The organism is Stenotrophomonas sp. 115C5 (assembly GCF_056861055.1).
Genome location: NZ_JBSPUQ010000003.1, coordinates 1 through 14,539 on the forward strand (window position 1 = coordinate 1; position 14,539 = coordinate 14,539).

General features: G+C 66.7%; 16 protein-coding genes and 4 tRNA genes. 8 read left to right on the plus strand and 12 right to left on the minus strand.

Annotated elements, in window-relative coordinates; all coding sequences use genetic code 11:
* Positions 1-129 precede the first annotated feature (129 nt).
* From AC13FN_RS05160 to AC13FN_RS05205, 10 genes are all read right to left on the minus strand, one after another.
* Positions 130-206, minus strand: a tRNA-Arg gene (locus AC13FN_RS05160).
* Positions 207-238: 32 nt separating this feature from the next.
* Positions 239-315 (minus strand) — tRNA-Arg (locus AC13FN_RS05165).
* A gap of 58 nt (positions 316-373) precedes the next feature.
* A tRNA-Arg gene (locus tag AC13FN_RS05170) sits at positions 374-450 on the minus strand.
* Positions 441-1,367, minus strand: coding sequence for an alpha/beta fold hydrolase (locus AC13FN_RS05175; RefSeq protein ID WP_217015630.1), 927 nt, complete (start codon positions 1,365-1,367; stop codon positions 441-443). The genes AC13FN_RS05170 and AC13FN_RS05175 overlap by 10 nt, the downstream gene beginning before the upstream one ends.
* The gene (thiD, locus tag AC13FN_RS05180; protein WP_217015631.1) at positions 1,364-2,173 is read right to left on the minus strand and encodes a bifunctional hydroxymethylpyrimidine kinase/phosphomethylpyrimidine kinase; all 810 of its coding nucleotides are present in this window, start codon (positions 2,171-2,173) and stop codon (positions 1,364-1,366) included. The genes AC13FN_RS05175 and thiD overlap by 4 nt, the downstream gene beginning before the upstream one ends.
* 89 nt (positions 2,174-2,262) lie before the next feature.
* Positions 2,263-2,931 (minus strand): YoaK family protein, encoded by a 669-nt coding sequence (locus AC13FN_RS05185; protein ID WP_188488950.1) that lies wholly within the window; start codon positions 2,929-2,931, stop codon positions 2,263-2,265.
* Positions 2,932-2,943: 12 nt separating this feature from the next.
* Positions 2,944-3,450 carry a hypothetical protein gene (locus AC13FN_RS05190; protein WP_054171459.1) on the minus strand — a complete coding sequence of 169 codons (507 nt, stop codon included), beginning with the start codon at positions 3,448-3,450 and terminating at the stop codon, positions 2,944-2,946.
* A complete protein-coding gene (locus AC13FN_RS05195; RefSeq protein WP_049486960.1) occupies positions 3,447-4,847 on the minus strand; it encodes a PhoH family protein in 1,401 nt (466 codons plus the stop codon). Before AC13FN_RS05195 ends, AC13FN_RS05190 begins: the two co-directional genes overlap by 4 nt.
* Positions 4,848-4,931: 84 nt before the next feature.
* Positions 4,932-5,411 carry a peroxiredoxin gene (locus AC13FN_RS05200; protein WP_049434212.1) on the minus strand — a complete coding sequence of 160 codons (480 nt, stop codon included), beginning with the start codon at positions 5,409-5,411 and terminating at the stop codon, positions 4,932-4,934.
* A gap of 79 nt (positions 5,412-5,490) precedes the next feature.
* Positions 5,491-6,051: a glycine cleavage system transcriptional repressor gene (locus AC13FN_RS05205; RefSeq protein ID WP_005409051.1), complete on the minus strand. Its 561-nt coding sequence runs from the start codon at positions 6,049-6,051 to the stop codon at positions 5,491-5,493.
* Positions 6,052-6,215: 164 nt separating this feature from the next.
* On the opposite strand from AC13FN_RS05205, the gene dapA reads away from it, so the two are divergent.
* A complete protein-coding gene (dapA, locus tag AC13FN_RS05210; protein ID WP_049434211.1) occupies positions 6,216-7,109 on the plus strand; it encodes a 4-hydroxy-tetrahydrodipicolinate synthase in 894 nt (297 codons plus the stop codon).
* A gap of 32 nt (positions 7,110-7,141) precedes the next feature.
* Complete coding sequence (locus tag AC13FN_RS05215) at positions 7,142-7,657, plus strand: hypothetical protein (protein ID WP_049410369.1); 516 nt, start codon at positions 7,142-7,144, stop codon at positions 7,655-7,657.
* Between the two features lie 152 nt (positions 7,658-7,809).
* Here AC13FN_RS05215 and fdxA read toward each other — a convergent pair whose 3' ends face one another.
* Positions 7,810-8,133: a ferredoxin FdxA gene (fdxA, locus tag AC13FN_RS05220; protein WP_004153066.1), complete on the minus strand. Its 324-nt coding sequence runs from the start codon at positions 8,131-8,133 to the stop codon at positions 7,810-7,812.
* Positions 8,134-8,324: 191 nt separating this feature from the next.
* Here fdxA and AC13FN_RS05225 point away from each other — a divergent pair, with 191 nt between their 5' ends.
* Entirely contained in the window at positions 8,325-9,749 is a 1,425-nt protein-coding gene (locus AC13FN_RS05225) for a sugar porter family MFS transporter (protein WP_054171462.1), read from the plus strand.
* A gap of 526 nt (positions 9,750-10,275) precedes the next feature.
* Here the strand turns inward: AC13FN_RS05225 and AC13FN_RS05230 are convergent.
* Positions 10,276-10,350: transfer RNA gene (locus tag AC13FN_RS05230), tRNA-Glu, on the minus strand.
* Between the two features lie 52 nt (positions 10,351-10,402).
* Here AC13FN_RS05230 and pcnB point away from each other — a divergent pair.
* The 5 genes from pcnB to AC13FN_RS05255 all read left to right on the plus strand — a co-directional run bounded on the left by pcnB (position 10,403) and on the right by AC13FN_RS05255 (position 14,521).
* Positions 10,403-11,782, plus strand: coding sequence for a polynucleotide adenylyltransferase PcnB (gene pcnB / locus AC13FN_RS05235; protein ID WP_054171463.1), 1,380 nt, complete (start codon positions 10,403-10,405; stop codon positions 11,780-11,782).
* Positions 11,783-11,785: 3 nt separating this feature from the next.
* The gene (folK, locus tag AC13FN_RS05240; protein WP_482984348.1) at positions 11,786-12,271 is read left to right on the plus strand and encodes a 2-amino-4-hydroxy-6-hydroxymethyldihydropteridine diphosphokinase; all 486 of its coding nucleotides are present in this window, start codon (positions 11,786-11,788) and stop codon (positions 12,269-12,271) included.
* A 34-nt stretch (positions 12,272-12,305) separates the two neighbouring features.
* Positions 12,306-13,121, plus strand: a complete 816-nt coding sequence (gene panB, locus AC13FN_RS05245) for a 3-methyl-2-oxobutanoate hydroxymethyltransferase (RefSeq protein ID WP_004153072.1) — start codon at positions 12,306-12,308, stop codon at positions 13,119-13,121.
* Positions 13,118-13,957, plus strand: coding sequence for a pantoate--beta-alanine ligase (gene panC / locus AC13FN_RS05250; protein WP_482984349.1), 840 nt, complete (start codon positions 13,118-13,120; stop codon positions 13,955-13,957). Before panB ends, panC begins: the two co-directional genes overlap by 4 nt.
* A gap of 66 nt (positions 13,958-14,023) precedes the next feature.
* The gene (locus AC13FN_RS05255) at positions 14,024-14,521 is read left to right on the plus strand and encodes a hypothetical protein (RefSeq protein ID WP_049453343.1); all 498 of its coding nucleotides are present in this window, start codon (positions 14,024-14,026) and stop codon (positions 14,519-14,521) included.
* Positions 14,522-14,539: the final 18 nt, after the last annotated feature.

Below are 14,539 nucleotides of genomic sequence, written 5' to 3' on the forward strand. Positions count from 1 at the left end.
ACACCGCCCCGCCAACCCACGGAATGCCAGCTGTTGCTGTTGCCTTGGCTTGAAGCAGGTGCAGGGCGCAGCCCTGCCGAAAAACACACATAAAAAAACAGCAGGCCGAGGCCTGCTGTTTTGGTGTAATGGTGCGCCCGGAGAGATTCGAACTCCCGACCGCCTGGTTCGTAGCCAGGTACTCTATCCAACTGAGCTACGGGCGCCAATTACATAAACTTGTTGTGTTGATTGTGTATGGTGCGCCCGGAGAGATTCGAACTCCCGACCGCCTGGTTCGTAGCCAGGTACTCTATCCAACTGAGCTACGGGCGCGCGGTACACAATCAAATTTTAAAACATTTCCAGCGGCGGATGCTGAAAACCTGTCGAGTGGTGCGCCCGGAGAGATTCGAACTCCCGACCGCCTGGTTCGTAGCCAGGTACTCTATCCAACTGAGCTACGGGCGCCCTGCGACAGGAGCGGAATTATGCGGATGTCGGCGCGTACCGTCAACAGTTTTGTGAAAATTTTCATCCAACTGAATGAAAAAGCTGTCAGCTACGGCCTCCGGCGCCTTCAGCCACGCGAAATGATCGGCGCGCGTGCCCAGTTCCTGCGCGGACAGCACACGCAGCTGCGCGTCCACATTCGGCAGCTTCGCCAGCAGCGTCTGCATCGATCCGGTGGGTGCCAGCCAGTCGTGCTCCATCAGCACGGCCTGTGCGCTGCCATGCACGCGCGTCATCTGCGCATCGAGGTCTTCGTCCATGCCGGTCGCGGCGTAGTGGTTGTTCAGGCCCACGCGCGCCCAGTCGGCAATCAGCCCGCGCGCTTCGGTGCCACCAAAGCCGAGGCGACGGCCATGCAGTACGCCCTGGCGCTGCGCGATCCACGGCAGGAAGCGGTAGACCAGTGGCAGTAGCCAGCCACGCGGTGGCGGGAACCCGCGCCAGAACGGTGAGCCACTGGCGGCCAGCCACAGCCGGTTGAAGTAGTGCGGGTTGCGGCCGGCATGCACGCAGGCCAGCTGCCCACCGAGACTGTGTCCACCGATGATCCAGGGCAGGGCGCCGGCATCGTCATCTGCTGCGGCCAGGACCGCCTGGCTGGTCGGCAGATCCTGTTCGAGTACCTGGCGATAGCCCCAGTCCTGCGTGCGCGACGGGCGCAGTGAGCTGCTGCCGTTGCCGCGCCACTCGTGCAGGTAGACCGCCACGCCCTTCGCCGCCAGCGCCAATGCCAGTGGCAGGTAGTGGCGCGCGGCCACGCCCAGTGCCGGCAGCCACAGCAGGCGCGCGACGGGCTGTGCAGGCACGCAGGCGATCACTTCGTAGCGATGGCCATCAGCGCACTGCACGGCAAGGACGTCCGGTGTGAGGCTCATGCGTGTGGTGCCGCGCCGAAGTGATCCAGCACCAGCACCTCGCTGCGGCCGGGGGCATAGCCCTGCTGCAGGCCGCGTGCAACGTAGTCGATCCCGGCTTCGCAGGCGTTGGCCAAGCTCAGGCCGTTGCACAGCTGCGCGGCGATGGCCGAGGCCAGCGTGCAGCCGGTGCCGTGTGCGTCCAGCGGCAGGCGGGCGTGGATGAATTCGTCGCTGCTGACGCCGTCGAAATAACGATCGATCACGCGATTGCCCTCATGCAGGTGGCCGCCCTTCAACAGCACGGCGCCGGCACCGAGGTCGAGCAGGGTGGAGGCAGCCTGTTCGGCGTCATCGCCGTTGCCGATCTTCCGTCCGACCAGCAGCTCCGCTTCCGGCGTGTTCGGCGTAACCAGCGTCGCCAGCGGCAGCAGGCGCTCACGCATGGCCTTGAGCGCGCTTTCCTCCAGCAGGCGCGCGCCGCTGGTGGCGACCATCACCGGGTCCAGCACCACGTGTGGCGGGCGGTGCTTTTCCAGTGCGTCGGCAACGGCATGGATCACCTCGGCATTGGCCAGCATGCCGAGTTTCACGGCATGGATTTCGAAGTCATCGAAGCAGGCTTCGATCTGCGCCTGCAGGAATGCGATCGGTGGCACATGCACGGCGGTGACGCCACGGGTGTTCTGTGCGGTCAGCGCGGCGAACACGGCCAGGCCATGCACGCGGTGCGCGGCAAAGGCCTTGAGATCGGCGGGGACGCCAGCGCCGCCGCCGGAGTCGGAGCCGGCGATGGTAAGGGCGGAAACGGGAGTGGTCGGGCTCATCCATCGATTGTGCCGTGGTCACCCGTGAGGGAACAGTGCCAACCGGACGGTCGCCCAGTAGACCCACGCCATGCGTGGATGCGCTTCACTCAATGCCGCCAACGCGCCCACTGCTGGTACAGCACGTAGCCCAGCCCGGTCAGGCCGGTCAGCAGGGCCGGGGCGAGCAGGGCGTCGTACTGCCAGCGCATGAACAGCCAGGCGCCGATCATGCCGCCGGCGAGGAAGCCACTGATGATCAGGCCGCTGAGGGTCAGCCGCCGCACCTGCAGCGGCAGTCCGCGCAGCAGGTGGCCCAGGCCGATGCCGAGATCGGTGAACATGCCGCTGAGGTGGGTGGTGCGCACCACTGCGCCGCTGAAGGTGGTGGCCATTGCATTCTGCAGGCCGCAGGCCATGGCGGCGGCCAGTGCGCCCCAGATCTGGTGTTGTTCGAACAACGGAATGGCCACCAGCAGCAGTGCCGATTCCAATGCCAGCGCTACACCGTAGCGCCGGCCTAGCTGCAGGGTGCTGTCCTGGATCAGCAGGCCGCTGAGCATCGCGCCCAGCGAGAACGCGATCAGCAGTCCCCACAGGTGGCCGACCGCGCGCCAGTCACCCTGGGCCAGCGCCATGCCGAGCTGGCTGGTGCTGCCGGTCATGTGGCTGACTGCCTGGTGCTCGAAACCAAGGAAACCGACCACGTTGACCATGCCGGCCACGCACGAGAGCGCGACCGCGCCGATCCAGACCCAGGTGGGCAGGCGTATTCCCATCGGCGGGGCCCCTCAGGGCCCGCCGAAGCCGCCGTTGAACTGCAGCTCGCTGAAGGTGTTGCTGGCCGGGTCGAACACCGCGCCCCAGAACTGCGTGCCGCCGTCACAGACGCGGATCGCTTCCCGTGCCGGATTGATGCCGCTGTCGTCGGGCAGGTGGAAGGCGTTGATGTAGATCAGCCGCTTGCCGGCGCTTTCGATGCCGACGTACTGGCGGTCGAAGTCCAGCACCTTCGGTACCTGTGCTTCCAGCGAGGACAGCTGCGCTTCCAGCTGGTCGATCTGCTGCCGGCTGGGCGCCCAGTAGCCGCTGACCCGCCCGGCCTCGCGGCCGGGGCTGGCGCGCGAGCAGGTGTCGAGCACCTGCGCGGCGATGATCGGGCGGGTGACGACCCATGACTGGCCGGTACGCTCGGCGGTCGGCACGCTGGCCGGGCCGCGTGTGGTGGTGCAGGCGCCGAGCACGGCTGCGAGGGTGATCGCAGCCGTGGGCAGCAACAGGCGGGTGCAGCGGTTCACAACACCTCCGAAGCGTAATCGGCCAGGCGCGAACGCTCGCCACGGCGCAGGGTGATGTGCGCACTATGCGGCCAGTTCTTGAAGCGGTCCACTGCGTAGGTCAGGCCCGAGGTGGTCTCGGTCAGGTACGGTGTGTCGATCTGCTCGACGTTGCCCAGGCAGACGATCTTGGTGCCGGGGCCGGCACGGGTGATCAGCGTTTTCATCTGCTTCGGGGTGAGGTTCTGCGCCTCGTCCAGGATCAGGTAGCGCGACAGGAAGGTGCGGCCGCGCATGAAGTTCATCGAGCGGATCTTGATGCGGCTGGCCAGCAGGTCGTTGGTGGCCTGGCGGCCCCAGGTGCCGCCTTCTTGGTTGTGCGTGAGCACTTCCAGGTTGTCGGTCAGCGCGCCCATCCACGGCGTCATCTTCTCTTCCTCGGTGCCAGGCAGGAAGCCGATGTCTTCGCCGACGCTGACCGTGGCACGGGTCATGATGATCTCGCGGTAGCGCTGCTGGTCCATCGTCTGCGCCAGGCCAGCGGCCAGCGCCAGCAGGGTCTTGCCGGTGCCGGCGGTACCCAGCAGCGTGACGAAGTCGATCTCCGGGTCCATCAGTGCGTTGAGGGCAAAGTTCTGCTCGCGGTTGCGTGCGCTGATGCCCCACACGGCGTGGCTGCCGTGGCGGAAATCATCGACCAGCGACAACACCACCTTGCCGTCGCCGACCACGCGGCTGACGCGCAGCTCGACTTCATCTTCGCCCGGCAGGTAGACGTACTGGTTCGGGTACCACTCCTCGCCATCCTGCGCCTGGATTTCGTAATGCGTGCGGCCCTTGTCGCTCCAGCTGCGCAGGTCGTCGCCGTGGCGCTTCCAGAAGTCTTCCGGCAGCTCGGTGGCGCCGGTGTAAAGCAGGCTGAAATCGTCCAGCGCGCGGTCGTTCTCGTAGTCCTCGGACACGATGCCGGCGATGGCGGCCTTGATCCGCAGGTTGATGTCCTTGGAAACGAACACCACCGGCAGGTCCGGGGTTTCTTCCTTCAGCGCCAGGATCGCGCCGAGGATGGCATTGTCGGGAATGACCTTGCCAAAGCTCTTGCCCGCGTCGAAATGACTGGTCTGGAAGCGCAGCTTGCCGGCGCTCTGCTTGCCGCGCAGCTGCAGGCCATTGGGGCGCTGCAGCGGAATGCCGTCGGCCAGGTTGTCCAGGCCGGATTCCTGCACCAGCTCATTGAGGAAGCGGCTCACCTGGCGGGCGTTGCGGCTCGCCTCGGAGGTGCCCTTCTTGCCGTTGTCCAGCTCCTCGATCACCTGCATGGGCAGGTAGACGTCGTGCTCCTCGAATTTGAACAGCGCGGTGGGATCGTGCATCAGCACGTTGGTATCCAGCACGTAGATGCGCTTGCCTCGGGTCATCGTCGATTCCTGGTTACGGACAGGGAAAAACCACCACGGCCTGCTGCGGGGCAGGGTGATGGCAGACACAGTAGGCAGTGGGACTCACTTGGACTGGGAGGCCTTCAGTTCGGCGAGAACCGCATCGGCATGGCCGGCAACCTTGACCTTGCGCCAGGACTGCACGATGCGGCTGTCGGGGGAAATCAGGAAGGTGCTGCGTTCGATGCCACGTACCTGCTTGCCGTACATGTTCTTCATCCTGATCACGTCGAAGGCGCTGCACAGCGCTTCGTCGCCATCACTGACCAGCGGGAAGTTGAAGCCCTGCTTGGCACAGAAGTTGTCGTGCGACTTCACTGAGTCGCGCGAGACACCGAGTACCACCGCGCCTGCCTTCTTGAACTTCGGCAGCAGTGCGTTGAAGTCGATGCCTTCGGTGGTGCAGCCGGGGGTGCTGTCCTTGGGATAGAAGTACAGCACCAGCCAGTGGCCGGCGTAATCGCCGAGAGTGGCCTGTTCGCCACCGGACAGTGCCAGCGGCAGGGAGAGGGTGGTGCTGTCCAGGGTATCGCCGTTGTTCATGAGGTCCTTCTGTCGAGCCTGGGTTCTTTCTACGACAATTGCATGAAACGCCACGCGCCCGTGAGGGACGCGCGAAAAATCAGAACTTCATCGGATCCATGATCGCGTCCAGGTTCAGGTGGTCGCAGAATTCAAGGAAATCGTCGCGCAGTGCGGCGATGTGCATGTTGGCCGGTACGCCGATGGTGACCTGTGCACTGAACATTTCCGCGCCGGTCTGCATGGCGCGGTAACGCGTGCTCTGCAGGTTCTCGATGGTGATGCCCTGGCGGTCGAAGAAATCGGCCAGCTGGAACAGGATGCCCGGCTTGTCGGCGGCGATCACTTCGACGATGTACGGCAGCAGGTTGGACTGCGCCTGCTTGGCGGCGGTGCGGTACCAGACCAGCTTCAGGCCTTCCTCGCGTTCCAGCCGGGTCAGCATCGCCTCGAGCTTGGCCACCGAGTCCCAGGAGCCGGTGGCCAGGGCGGTGACCGAGACATCGCGGCCGACCGTGGCCAGGCGTGCGTCCACCAGATTGCAGCCGCTGTCGGCGATGCGGCGGGTGACGGACAGCAGGGGGGACTCCGGATGCGTCGTATAGGCGTTGATCAGGAGGTGGTTTTCGCTCGGCGCGGGGCGCGGGGTGGTGTCGGTCAAGGCGATTCCGGGTAATGCATGCGTTAGTCTGAATGCCCGCCAGAGGCGGGGATCCACCGGTGTCCAGCATACTTGCCCGTGCTTTCGCGCCGCAAGTAACATTCAAGTCGCCCCCGGCCTTTCGTGGCGGGCGTTTTCCCTTCCCAGCCAAGAGCAGCACGTCCTTGTCCCTTTCCGGCCTCATCACCGCGCTGGCGACCCCGTTCCGGGCCGACGGCGCCCTCGATCCCGACGGTTGGCAGCGCCTGCTGCACCTGCAACTGGAAGGTGGCGTCCATGGCGTTGTCGTTGCCGGCTCGACCGGCGAAGCGGCGACCCTCACCGATGCCGAGTACGACCTGCTGCTGGCCAGCGCGGTCGAGCGCATCGGCGGTCGCATCCCGGTCATGGCCGGAACCGGCCTTTCGGGCACCGCCAAGACCATCGAACAGACCCGTCGTGCCGCCGCGCTCGGCGCCAGCCACGCGCTGGTGGTCACCCCGCCTTACGTGCGGCCGACCCAGGCCGGTCTGATCGCGCACTACCGCGCGGTGGCCGACCAGGGCGGGCTGCCGGTCGTGCTGTACAACGTGCCTGGCCGCACCGGTTGCGACATGCAACCGGAGACCGTGGCCGAACTGGCCAGCCATCCCAACATCGTCGGCATCAAGGAGGCAGTGGGCGACACCGGCCGGGTGCAGGCGCTGCTGGCTCTGCGCAGCCCGCAGTTCGCCGTGCTCAGCGGTGACGACGGCACGGCGGCCCGGTCGATCCAGGCCGGCGTCGATGGTCTGATCTCGGTCGGTTCCAACGTGCTTCCGGGCGCCTACCGCCGGATGTGCGAACTGGCCGCCGCGCACGATCACGAAGCCACCGCGTCGTGGGATGCGCGCCTGCATCCGTTCCATGATTTCTGTGGTGTCGAACCGAACCCGATTCCGGTCAAGGCGCTGCTGCGCCGCATCGGCATCGGTCACGACCTGCGCCTGCCGCTGCTGCCCCTGTCGGCGCCGCATCATCCGGCGGCCGACCACCTTGCCGGCGACATCGCCGCCCTCGAAGCCCTTTCCAGCCACTGACCTTCCGTCTTGGTCTGACCCAGGAGATTCACATGCGTCAATCCGTATCCACCGTCCGCGTGCTGTCCTACGCCCTGCTTGCGGTGGCCGTTGCCGCCGGCACCACCGGCTGCTTCAAGCGTGGTGTCAAGGGCGACTACGCCCTGGCCCCGGAAATGCGTCCGCTGGAAGTGCCGCCGGACCTGAACCTGCCGACCACCACCGGTGACAACAAGGTGCCGACGCTGGCATCGGCGACCAAGCCGGCGGCCCCGGTGGCTGCGGCCCCGGCCGTGGGCAACACCGGTTTCACCATCGCCGGTGGCAAGGACGAAGCTTTCGCCAAGGTCGGCACCGCGCTGGAAGGCGTGGAAGGCGTGACCATCGCCAGCCGCGCGCAGCTGCTGGGCTCGTATGACGTGGCCTACGAAGGCAGCAACTTCCTGGTCCGCGTGGTCGCTGTCGATGCTGGGGCCTACATTTCCGCGGTCGATCCGCGTGGCCTGCCGGCCACTGCCGAAGCGCCGGTGAAGCTGATCGCCGCGCTGAAGGCGAAGCTGGCCCAGTAAGGGCTGGTCGGGTGGGTGCGGGCCTTGGTCCGCACCCGCTCTGGTAGAGGCCGACCTTGGTCGGCGCTTCTGTGCCAACCAAGGCTGGCACCTACCGAGAAGCAGAAAAGGGCGCCCGTGGGCGCCCTTTTCGTTACCGCCGTGGGCGCTTCTCAGCGCTCCAGCAGCTTCAGCTTGTCCGGCTTGCCGTCCCATTCGCCGGCGTCGGCGGGCGGGTCCTTGCGCACGGTCAGCACCGGCCACTCCTTCGCCAGTTCGGCGTTGAGGGCCACGAAACTTTCCTGGCCGGCAGGAACATCGTCCTCCGGGAAGATCGCGTTGACCGGGCATTCCGGTTCGCAGAGGGTGCAGTCGATGCACTCATCCGGGTCGATCACCAGGAAGTTCGGGCCTTCGTGGAAGCAATCCACGGGGCACACTTCCACGCAATCGGTGTGTTTGCACTTGATGCAGTTTTCGGTGACGACAAAGGGCATGGGCTGGGGGTGGATCGATTCCTGAACCCGCCAATTCTAGAACAGGTTGGCCCCCGGTGTCGGCGCGGGGCGGAAATCGGGCGTCTGGCAGGCGCGGCCGTGGCGTCATTGGCGGCAGGGGGAGGCCTGTGCGACGCTGCGGGTCAGCCGGCTGCGTCGGATGGCCGGCCCCCTTCCCAGCAGGATCGTCCATGTCCCCAGCCCAGCCCAACATCGCCTCCCATGGCGGTGAGAACACTGCATTCATCGTCCTGATCAGCTGCGTGGCCACCCTGGGTGGATTCCTGTTCGGCTTCGACAGTGGTGTCATCAATGGCACGGTCGATGGCCTGCGCCAGGCCTTCAACTCCAGCGAGGCGGCGCTCGGTTTCGAAGTCGCCTCGATGCTGCTCGGCTGCGCAATCGGTGCCTTCCTGGCCGGCTGGCTGGGAGATCGCCTGGGCCGTCGTGGCGTGCTGATCGCCTCGGCGCTGATGTTCCTGGTTTCGGCGCTGGGTGCCGGTGCCGCACACGCCTCCTGGTTGTTCATTGCCGCACGGGTGCTCGGCGGCTTCGCGGTGGGTGCGGCCAGTGTGATGTCGCCGGCCTACATTGCCGAGGTGGCCTCGGCGCGCTATCGCGGGCGTTTGGCCACGGTGCAGCAGATGGCGATCATCTGCGGCCTGTTCGCCGCCTTCCTCAGCAATTACCTGCTGGCCCGTGCCGCTGGGGCCTCGACCGAGCCGCTGTGGCTGGGCCATGAGGCCTGGCGCTGGATGTTCTGGATGCAGGCACTGCCGTCGGGGCTGTTCCTGCTGTTGTTGCTGGTGATACCGGAAAGCCCGCGCTTCCTGGTCCTGAAGGGGCGTCAGCAGCAGGCGAGGGCGGTACTGTCGCGGCTGTACGGCGAGGCCGCGGCGGCGGCCAAGCAGGCCGAGATCGAAGCCAGCCTGGCCCAGGACCAGCACAAGCCGCGCTTTGCCGACCTGCGCGACACGGTCAGCGGCAAGCTGCGGCCGATTCTGTGGGTGGGCATCGGTCTGGCCATGTTCCAGCAGCTGGTCGGCATCAACGTGGTGTTCTACTACGGCGCGGTGCTGTGGCAGGCGGTGGGCTTCTCGGAAAGCGACGCGCTGCTGATCAATGTGTTGTCCGGCGCGCTGAGCATCGGGGCCTGTCTGCTGACGGTGCTGTTGATCGACCGCATCGGGCGCAAGCCGCTGCTGTGGATCGGCTCGGTCGGCATGTCGGTGGCGCTGGTGCTGATGGTGGTTGCCTTCGCCAGTGGCAGCCTGGCCGATGGTCGCCTGCAGCTGTCCGAGGGCATGGGCCGGCTGGCGCTGGTCGCGGCCAACGTCTACGTGGTGTTCTTCAATATGTCCTGGGGACCGGTGATGTGGGTGATGCTGGGCGAGATGTTCCCCAATCAGATCCGTGGTCCGGCGCTGGCGGTGGCCGGCGCCGCGCAATGGACCTCGAACTTCGCGATCACCGTGACCTTCCCGATGCTGCTGGCCGGCATCGGCCTGGCCGGCGCCTACGGCATCTACGCCGTCGTAGCGATCTTCTCGATTGTCTTCGTGGTCCGCTACGTACGCGAGACCAAAGGCAAGGAGCTGGAGCAGATGGAAGGCTGATGGCGACTGGCTTCGGTTGCATCCCGTCGGCGCCTGCTTGTCCAGAGTGTGAGGGGCCAGGCCGCCCTCTCCAGGACACGCAAAAGCCCATCCATGGTGCTCGATGGCGCCATCCATGGCGCCAACGGTCCTGGAGAGGGCGGCCTGGCCCCTCTTGACAGTTTCATGGTGCGTGCGGATGCGGCGAGGCGCTGGTCAGTTGTTGCCGCAGCTCGTGGGAGACCGTCCAGAGTCGGTGGGGTCACCCAGGGCAGGACCGTTGGCGCCATGGGTCGGGCGCATGCGCCCGACGGGTTGGGCAGGAGCCCAACCCTGGTCTTGCCGAGTGCGCAGGACAGCGCACGCGAGCAAGGCGCCATCGAGCCCCCATGGATGGGTTCACGGCGTGTCCTGCCCTGGGTGACCCCACCGGCTCAAGTCGATAGCAGGGAGGCGCTACTGCGACCAAGCCGATCGATGCCATCACAACCCCGGAAAACAGAAAAGCCCGCACAAGGCGGGCTTTTTCGGTTCCTGCTGCGGCGACTGGCGCTCCCTAGGGGACTCGAACCCCTGTTTTAGCCTTGAGAGGGCCACGTCCTAACCACTAGACGAAGGGAGCGTAACTGTGTCGCTGCCGAGGCAGGAGCGCTAGTATATGCACCTCGATGCCATTGGGCAATCCCGAAACTTCAACCGGAAGCGCCAACATCATTTCCTCTGCTACATCACCGTTCAGCCTGCGCGTCATCCCGCGCGACCAGCACACGATCTCCCGCAAGGACATCAGCCCGAACGCCCTGCGCGTGCTTTATCGCCTGCGCGATGCCGGCTTCGGCGCCTACCTTGTCGGCGGCGCGGTGCGCGACCTGCTGGTCAATGGCCAACCCAAGGATTTCGACGTGGCCACCGATGCCACGCCCGAACAGGTCAAGCAGCTGTTCCGCAACTGCCGCCTGATCGGCCGCCGCTTCCGCCTCGCCCACGTCGTGTTCGGCCGCGAGATCATCGAAGTCGCCACCTTCCGTGCCAACAGCGATGACGGCAGCGGCGACCGCGAGATGGAAAACGGCATGCTCGTGCGCGACAACGTGTACGGCACCATCGAAGACGACGCCATCCGCCGCGACTTCACCTGCAACGCCCTCTACTACGCCATCGAGGACTTCTCGGTGCGTGATTACACCGGCGGCTTCGAAGACGTGCAGGCGCGCCTGATGAAGCTGATCGGCGACCCCGAGCAGCGTTATCGCGAAGACCCGGTGCGCATGCTGCGTGCGGTGCGCCTGGCGGCCAAGCTCGGCTTCCAGATCGAAGAGGGCACCGCCGCGCCGATCCCGCATCTGGCCGGCCTGCTCAACGAAGCCGCGCCGGCACGCCTGTTCGAGGAAGTGCTGAAGCTGTTCCTGTCCGGGCACGGCGTGGCCAGCTTCGAAGGCCTTGAGCGTTACGGCCTGCTCGACGTGCTGTTCCCGGAAAGCGCCAAGGCATTGAAGTCCAACCGCACCGGCGCGCTGCGCCGCATGCTGGTCGAGGGCCTGGCCAACACCGATGCGCGCGTGGCCAACGACGAGCCGGTCTCGCCGGCGTTCCTGTTCGCGCTGCTGCTGTGGCCCGCGTTCTGCCGCGCGCAGGCGACCCTGCTCAAGCAGGGCGTGGCACCGGAGGAGGCACAGCGCCGTGCTGCCGACCGTGTGACCGTGCAGCAGCTGAGCACCATCGCGCTGCCGCGCCGCTTCTCGCTGCCGATGCAGGAGATCTGGCTGCTGCAGTCGCGTTTCGGCTCGCGCCAGCGCAAGCGTGTATTCCGTACCCTGACTCATCCGCGTTTCCGCGCCGCGTTCGACTTCCTCAGCCTGCGTCAGGTGGCCTCGGCCGAGCACGCCGCCGATGTCGAGTTCTGGCGCGAGGCACAGGCGCAGTCCGGCCGCGAGCTGGAATCGTCGCTGGACGTGATGCACAGCGAAGAGGGTGATGACGAGAGCGGGGCACCGCGCAAGCGCCGCCGTCGCCGCCGTCGTCCGGGCGCCCCGGCCGGTGCGGCTGGCGAGTAAACGATGACTCTTGCCTGGATCGGCCTCGGCGCCAACCTTGGCGACGCGGCCGCGACCGTGGGCGCGGCGATTGCCGCGCTCGACGCGCTGCCCGGTACCCGCCTGCGCCAGGCCTCGCGGCTTTATGCCACGCCGGCCTGGGGCAATGAAGACCAGCCGCCGTTCGTCAACGCGGTGGCCTCGGTCGAAACCACATTGCCGGCCGATGAGCTGCTGCAGGCGATGCTTGCGCTGGAGCAGGGTTTTGGCCGCGTGCGCGACCCCGCGATGCACTGGGGCCCGCGCGCGCTGGACCTGGACCTGCTGCTGTACGGCGCGCAGGTACTCGATCAGCCCGGCCTGCAGGTGCCGCATCCTTACCTGCACGAGCGTGCCTTCGTGTTGGTGCCGCTGGCCGAAGTCGCGCCGGATCTGGCCATTCCCGGCCATGGCCGCGTGCAGGATGCAGTGATGCGGGTGGATGCCTGCGGGATCGCGCCGATAGGGTGATAATGCCCGGGTTATCTCCCCCGGTTATCAGCACATGAGCACCCACGCAGACAGCAAGCCCTGGACCGTTCCCGCCCTGGCCGAGGCCAAGCGCAATGGCCAGAAGCTGGTCATGTTGACCGCCTACGACGCCGGCTTTGCCCGTACCTTCGATGCCAATGGCGTCGACCTGATCCTGATCGGCGATTCGCTGGGCATGGTCGTGCAGGGCCATGATTCGACCCTGCCGGTGACCGTGGCCGACATGGTCTACCACACCCGCGCCGTAGCCCGTGTGCTGCAGCGTGCGCTGCTGGTGGCCGACCTGCCGTTCGGTGCCGATGCCACCCCGGAACGCGCGCTGGATGCATCGCTGCAGCTGCTGCAGGCCGGTGCCGAGATGGTCAAGATCGAAGGTGCCGGCTTCAAGGTCGACATCATCCGTTACCTGGTCGAGCGTGAGATTCCGGTCTGCGCTCACCTGGGCCTGACCCCGCAGTCGGTGCTGCGCCTGGGCGGCTTCAAGATCCAGGGCCGTGGCGATGCCGCGCGCCAGCTGGTGGAAGATGCCAGGGCCGTGGCCGCTGCCGGCGCCAGCATCATGGTGCTCGAATGCGTGCCGACCCCGGTCGCCGCCGAAGTGACCGCGGCGGTGGATGTTCCGACCATCGGCATCGGTGCCGGCCCGCAGTGCGACGGCCAGGTGCTGGTGCTGCACGATTTCCTCGGCCTGGACAGTGGCCATCGCCGTCCCAAGTTCGTCAAGGATTTCCTTGCCGAAGGCGGTTCGGTGGCCGGTGCCACCCGCGCCTATGCCGACGCCGTGCGCGACGGCAGCTTCCCCGACGAACAGCACGCCTACGCCCAATGATCCAGACCTTCAACGAGCTCGGCGCGCTGCGCGAGCAGATCGCCCAGTGGAAGCGCGAGGGCCTGCGCGTGGCGCTGGTGCCGACCATGGGCAACCTGCATGGTGGCCACCATTCGCTGGTGACCCTGGCCCGCCAGTACGCCGACAAGGTGGTGACGAGTATCTTCGTCAACCCGACCCAGTTCGGGCCGAACGAGGACTTCAGCCGCTACCCGCGCACGCCCAAGGCTGACGTGGCCGGGCTGGAGCAGGCCGGCTGCGATGCGGTGTGGCTGCCCAGCGTCGAGGCGATGTATCCGCTGGGCGTGGACAAGACCACGCAGATGCACGCGCCGGGTGTCAGTGAAGTGCTGGAAGGCGCCAGCCGCCCGGGCCACTTCGACGGCGTGTGCACGGTGGTGGCGCGCCTGTTCCTGCAGGTGCAGCCGGATGTGGCCGTGTTCGGCCGCAAGGATTACCAGCAGCTGGCCGTGATCAGGCAGATGGTGGCCGAGCTGTCGTTCCCGATCCAGATCGTCGGTGCCGAGATCGTGCGCGACGAGGATGGCCTGGCCAAGAGTTCGCGCAACCAGTACCTCAACGCCGAACAGCGACCGGTTGCGACGACCATTCACCGCACGCTGCTGGGCATGCGCGAAGGCTACGTGGCCGGGCACACGCGGGTGCAGATCGAGGCCGACGCCACGGCGGCGCTGCAGGCGGCCGGTTTCCAGGTCGACTACGCCGTGCTGCGCACGCCCGAGCTGGCCGAGCCGACCTTCGACGGCGGTGGCCGCGTGGCGCTGATCGCCGCGCGCCTGGGCACGACGCGCCTGATCGACAACCTGGAGTTCTGAGCCGCACGCGGCTTGGGGGCGCCCGCAACGGGCGCCTCTGCACTTCCCACGGACGGGAGACCGGAAATGAAAGCCCCCAGCACTGATACCGGCCGCCTCGCCCAGGCCTCGATCCTGGCGGTGCTGGCGGCAGGCATGCTGCCGGCCCAGCTGTTTGGCGGCCTGTTGTTCGCGCTCGAATTCAGGCGTACGCCGATGCCTGCGCTCACCGGTGGTGGGCTGATGTTCGTACTGGCCGTCTGCAATGCCATCGCGGTGTTGCTGCCGATGGCGCTGATCCTGCAGTCTCAGCAGCGCCTGCGCCGGGCCGGCTTCGTGCTGGTCGGCTTCGGGCTGGGCGCGCTGGCCATGGCCACCTGCGCCTGGCCGGGGGAAAACCAGGGGCCCTGGCTGCAGCGCCTGCGCTACGTCGATACCTTCGATGTGATCAGCTATGCCTTGCAGGTGCTGGCCGCGGGAGGCTTCGGGCTGGTCGCCGGGCTGGCCTTCCATACGGTGTTCCGGCTGTCTCTGGAAGGCAGTTCCGGGCACGCAGCGCCGCCGCCGCCGGGGGAGGGCACCTGAACAGCCTTCAGCGTCCTG

Coding starts and splice junctions, on each gene's coding strand:
- AC13FN_RS05175 (WP_217015630.1), bottom strand. CDS start 1,367: ATGAGCCTCACACCGGACGTCCTTGCCGTGCAGTGCGCTGATGGCCAT.
- thiD (WP_217015631.1), bottom strand. CDS start 2,173: ATGAGCCCGACCACTCCCGTTTCCGCCCTTACCATCGCCGGCTCCGAC.
- AC13FN_RS05185 (WP_188488950.1), bottom strand. CDS start 2,931: ATGGGAATACGCCTGCCCACCTGGGTCTGGATCGGCGCGGTCGCGCTC.
- AC13FN_RS05195 (WP_049486960.1), bottom strand. CDS start 4,847: ATGACCCGAGGCAAGCGCATCTACGTGCTGGATACCAACGTGCTGATG.
- AC13FN_RS05200 (WP_049434212.1), bottom strand. CDS start 5,411: ATGAACAACGGCGATACCCTGGACAGCACCACCCTCTCCCTGCCGCTG.
- AC13FN_RS05215 (WP_049410369.1), top strand. CDS start 7,142: ATGCGTCAATCCGTATCCACCGTCCGCGTGCTGTCCTACGCCCTGCTT.
- fdxA (WP_004153066.1), bottom strand. CDS start 8,133: ATGCCCTTTGTCGTCACCGAAAACTGCATCAAGTGCAAACACACCGAT.
- AC13FN_RS05225 (WP_054171462.1), top strand. CDS start 8,325: ATGTCCCCAGCCCAGCCCAACATCGCCTCCCATGGCGGTGAGAACACT.
- folK (WP_482984348.1), top strand. CDS start 11,786: ATGACTCTTGCCTGGATCGGCCTCGGCGCCAACCTTGGCGACGCGGCC.
- panB (WP_004153072.1), top strand. CDS start 12,306: ATGAGCACCCACGCAGACAGCAAGCCCTGGACCGTTCCCGCCCTGGCC.
- panC (WP_482984349.1), top strand. CDS start 13,118: ATGATCCAGACCTTCAACGAGCTCGGCGCGCTGCGCGAGCAGATCGCC.
- AC13FN_RS05255 (WP_049453343.1), top strand. CDS start 14,024: ATGAAAGCCCCCAGCACTGATACCGGCCGCCTCGCCCAGGCCTCGATC.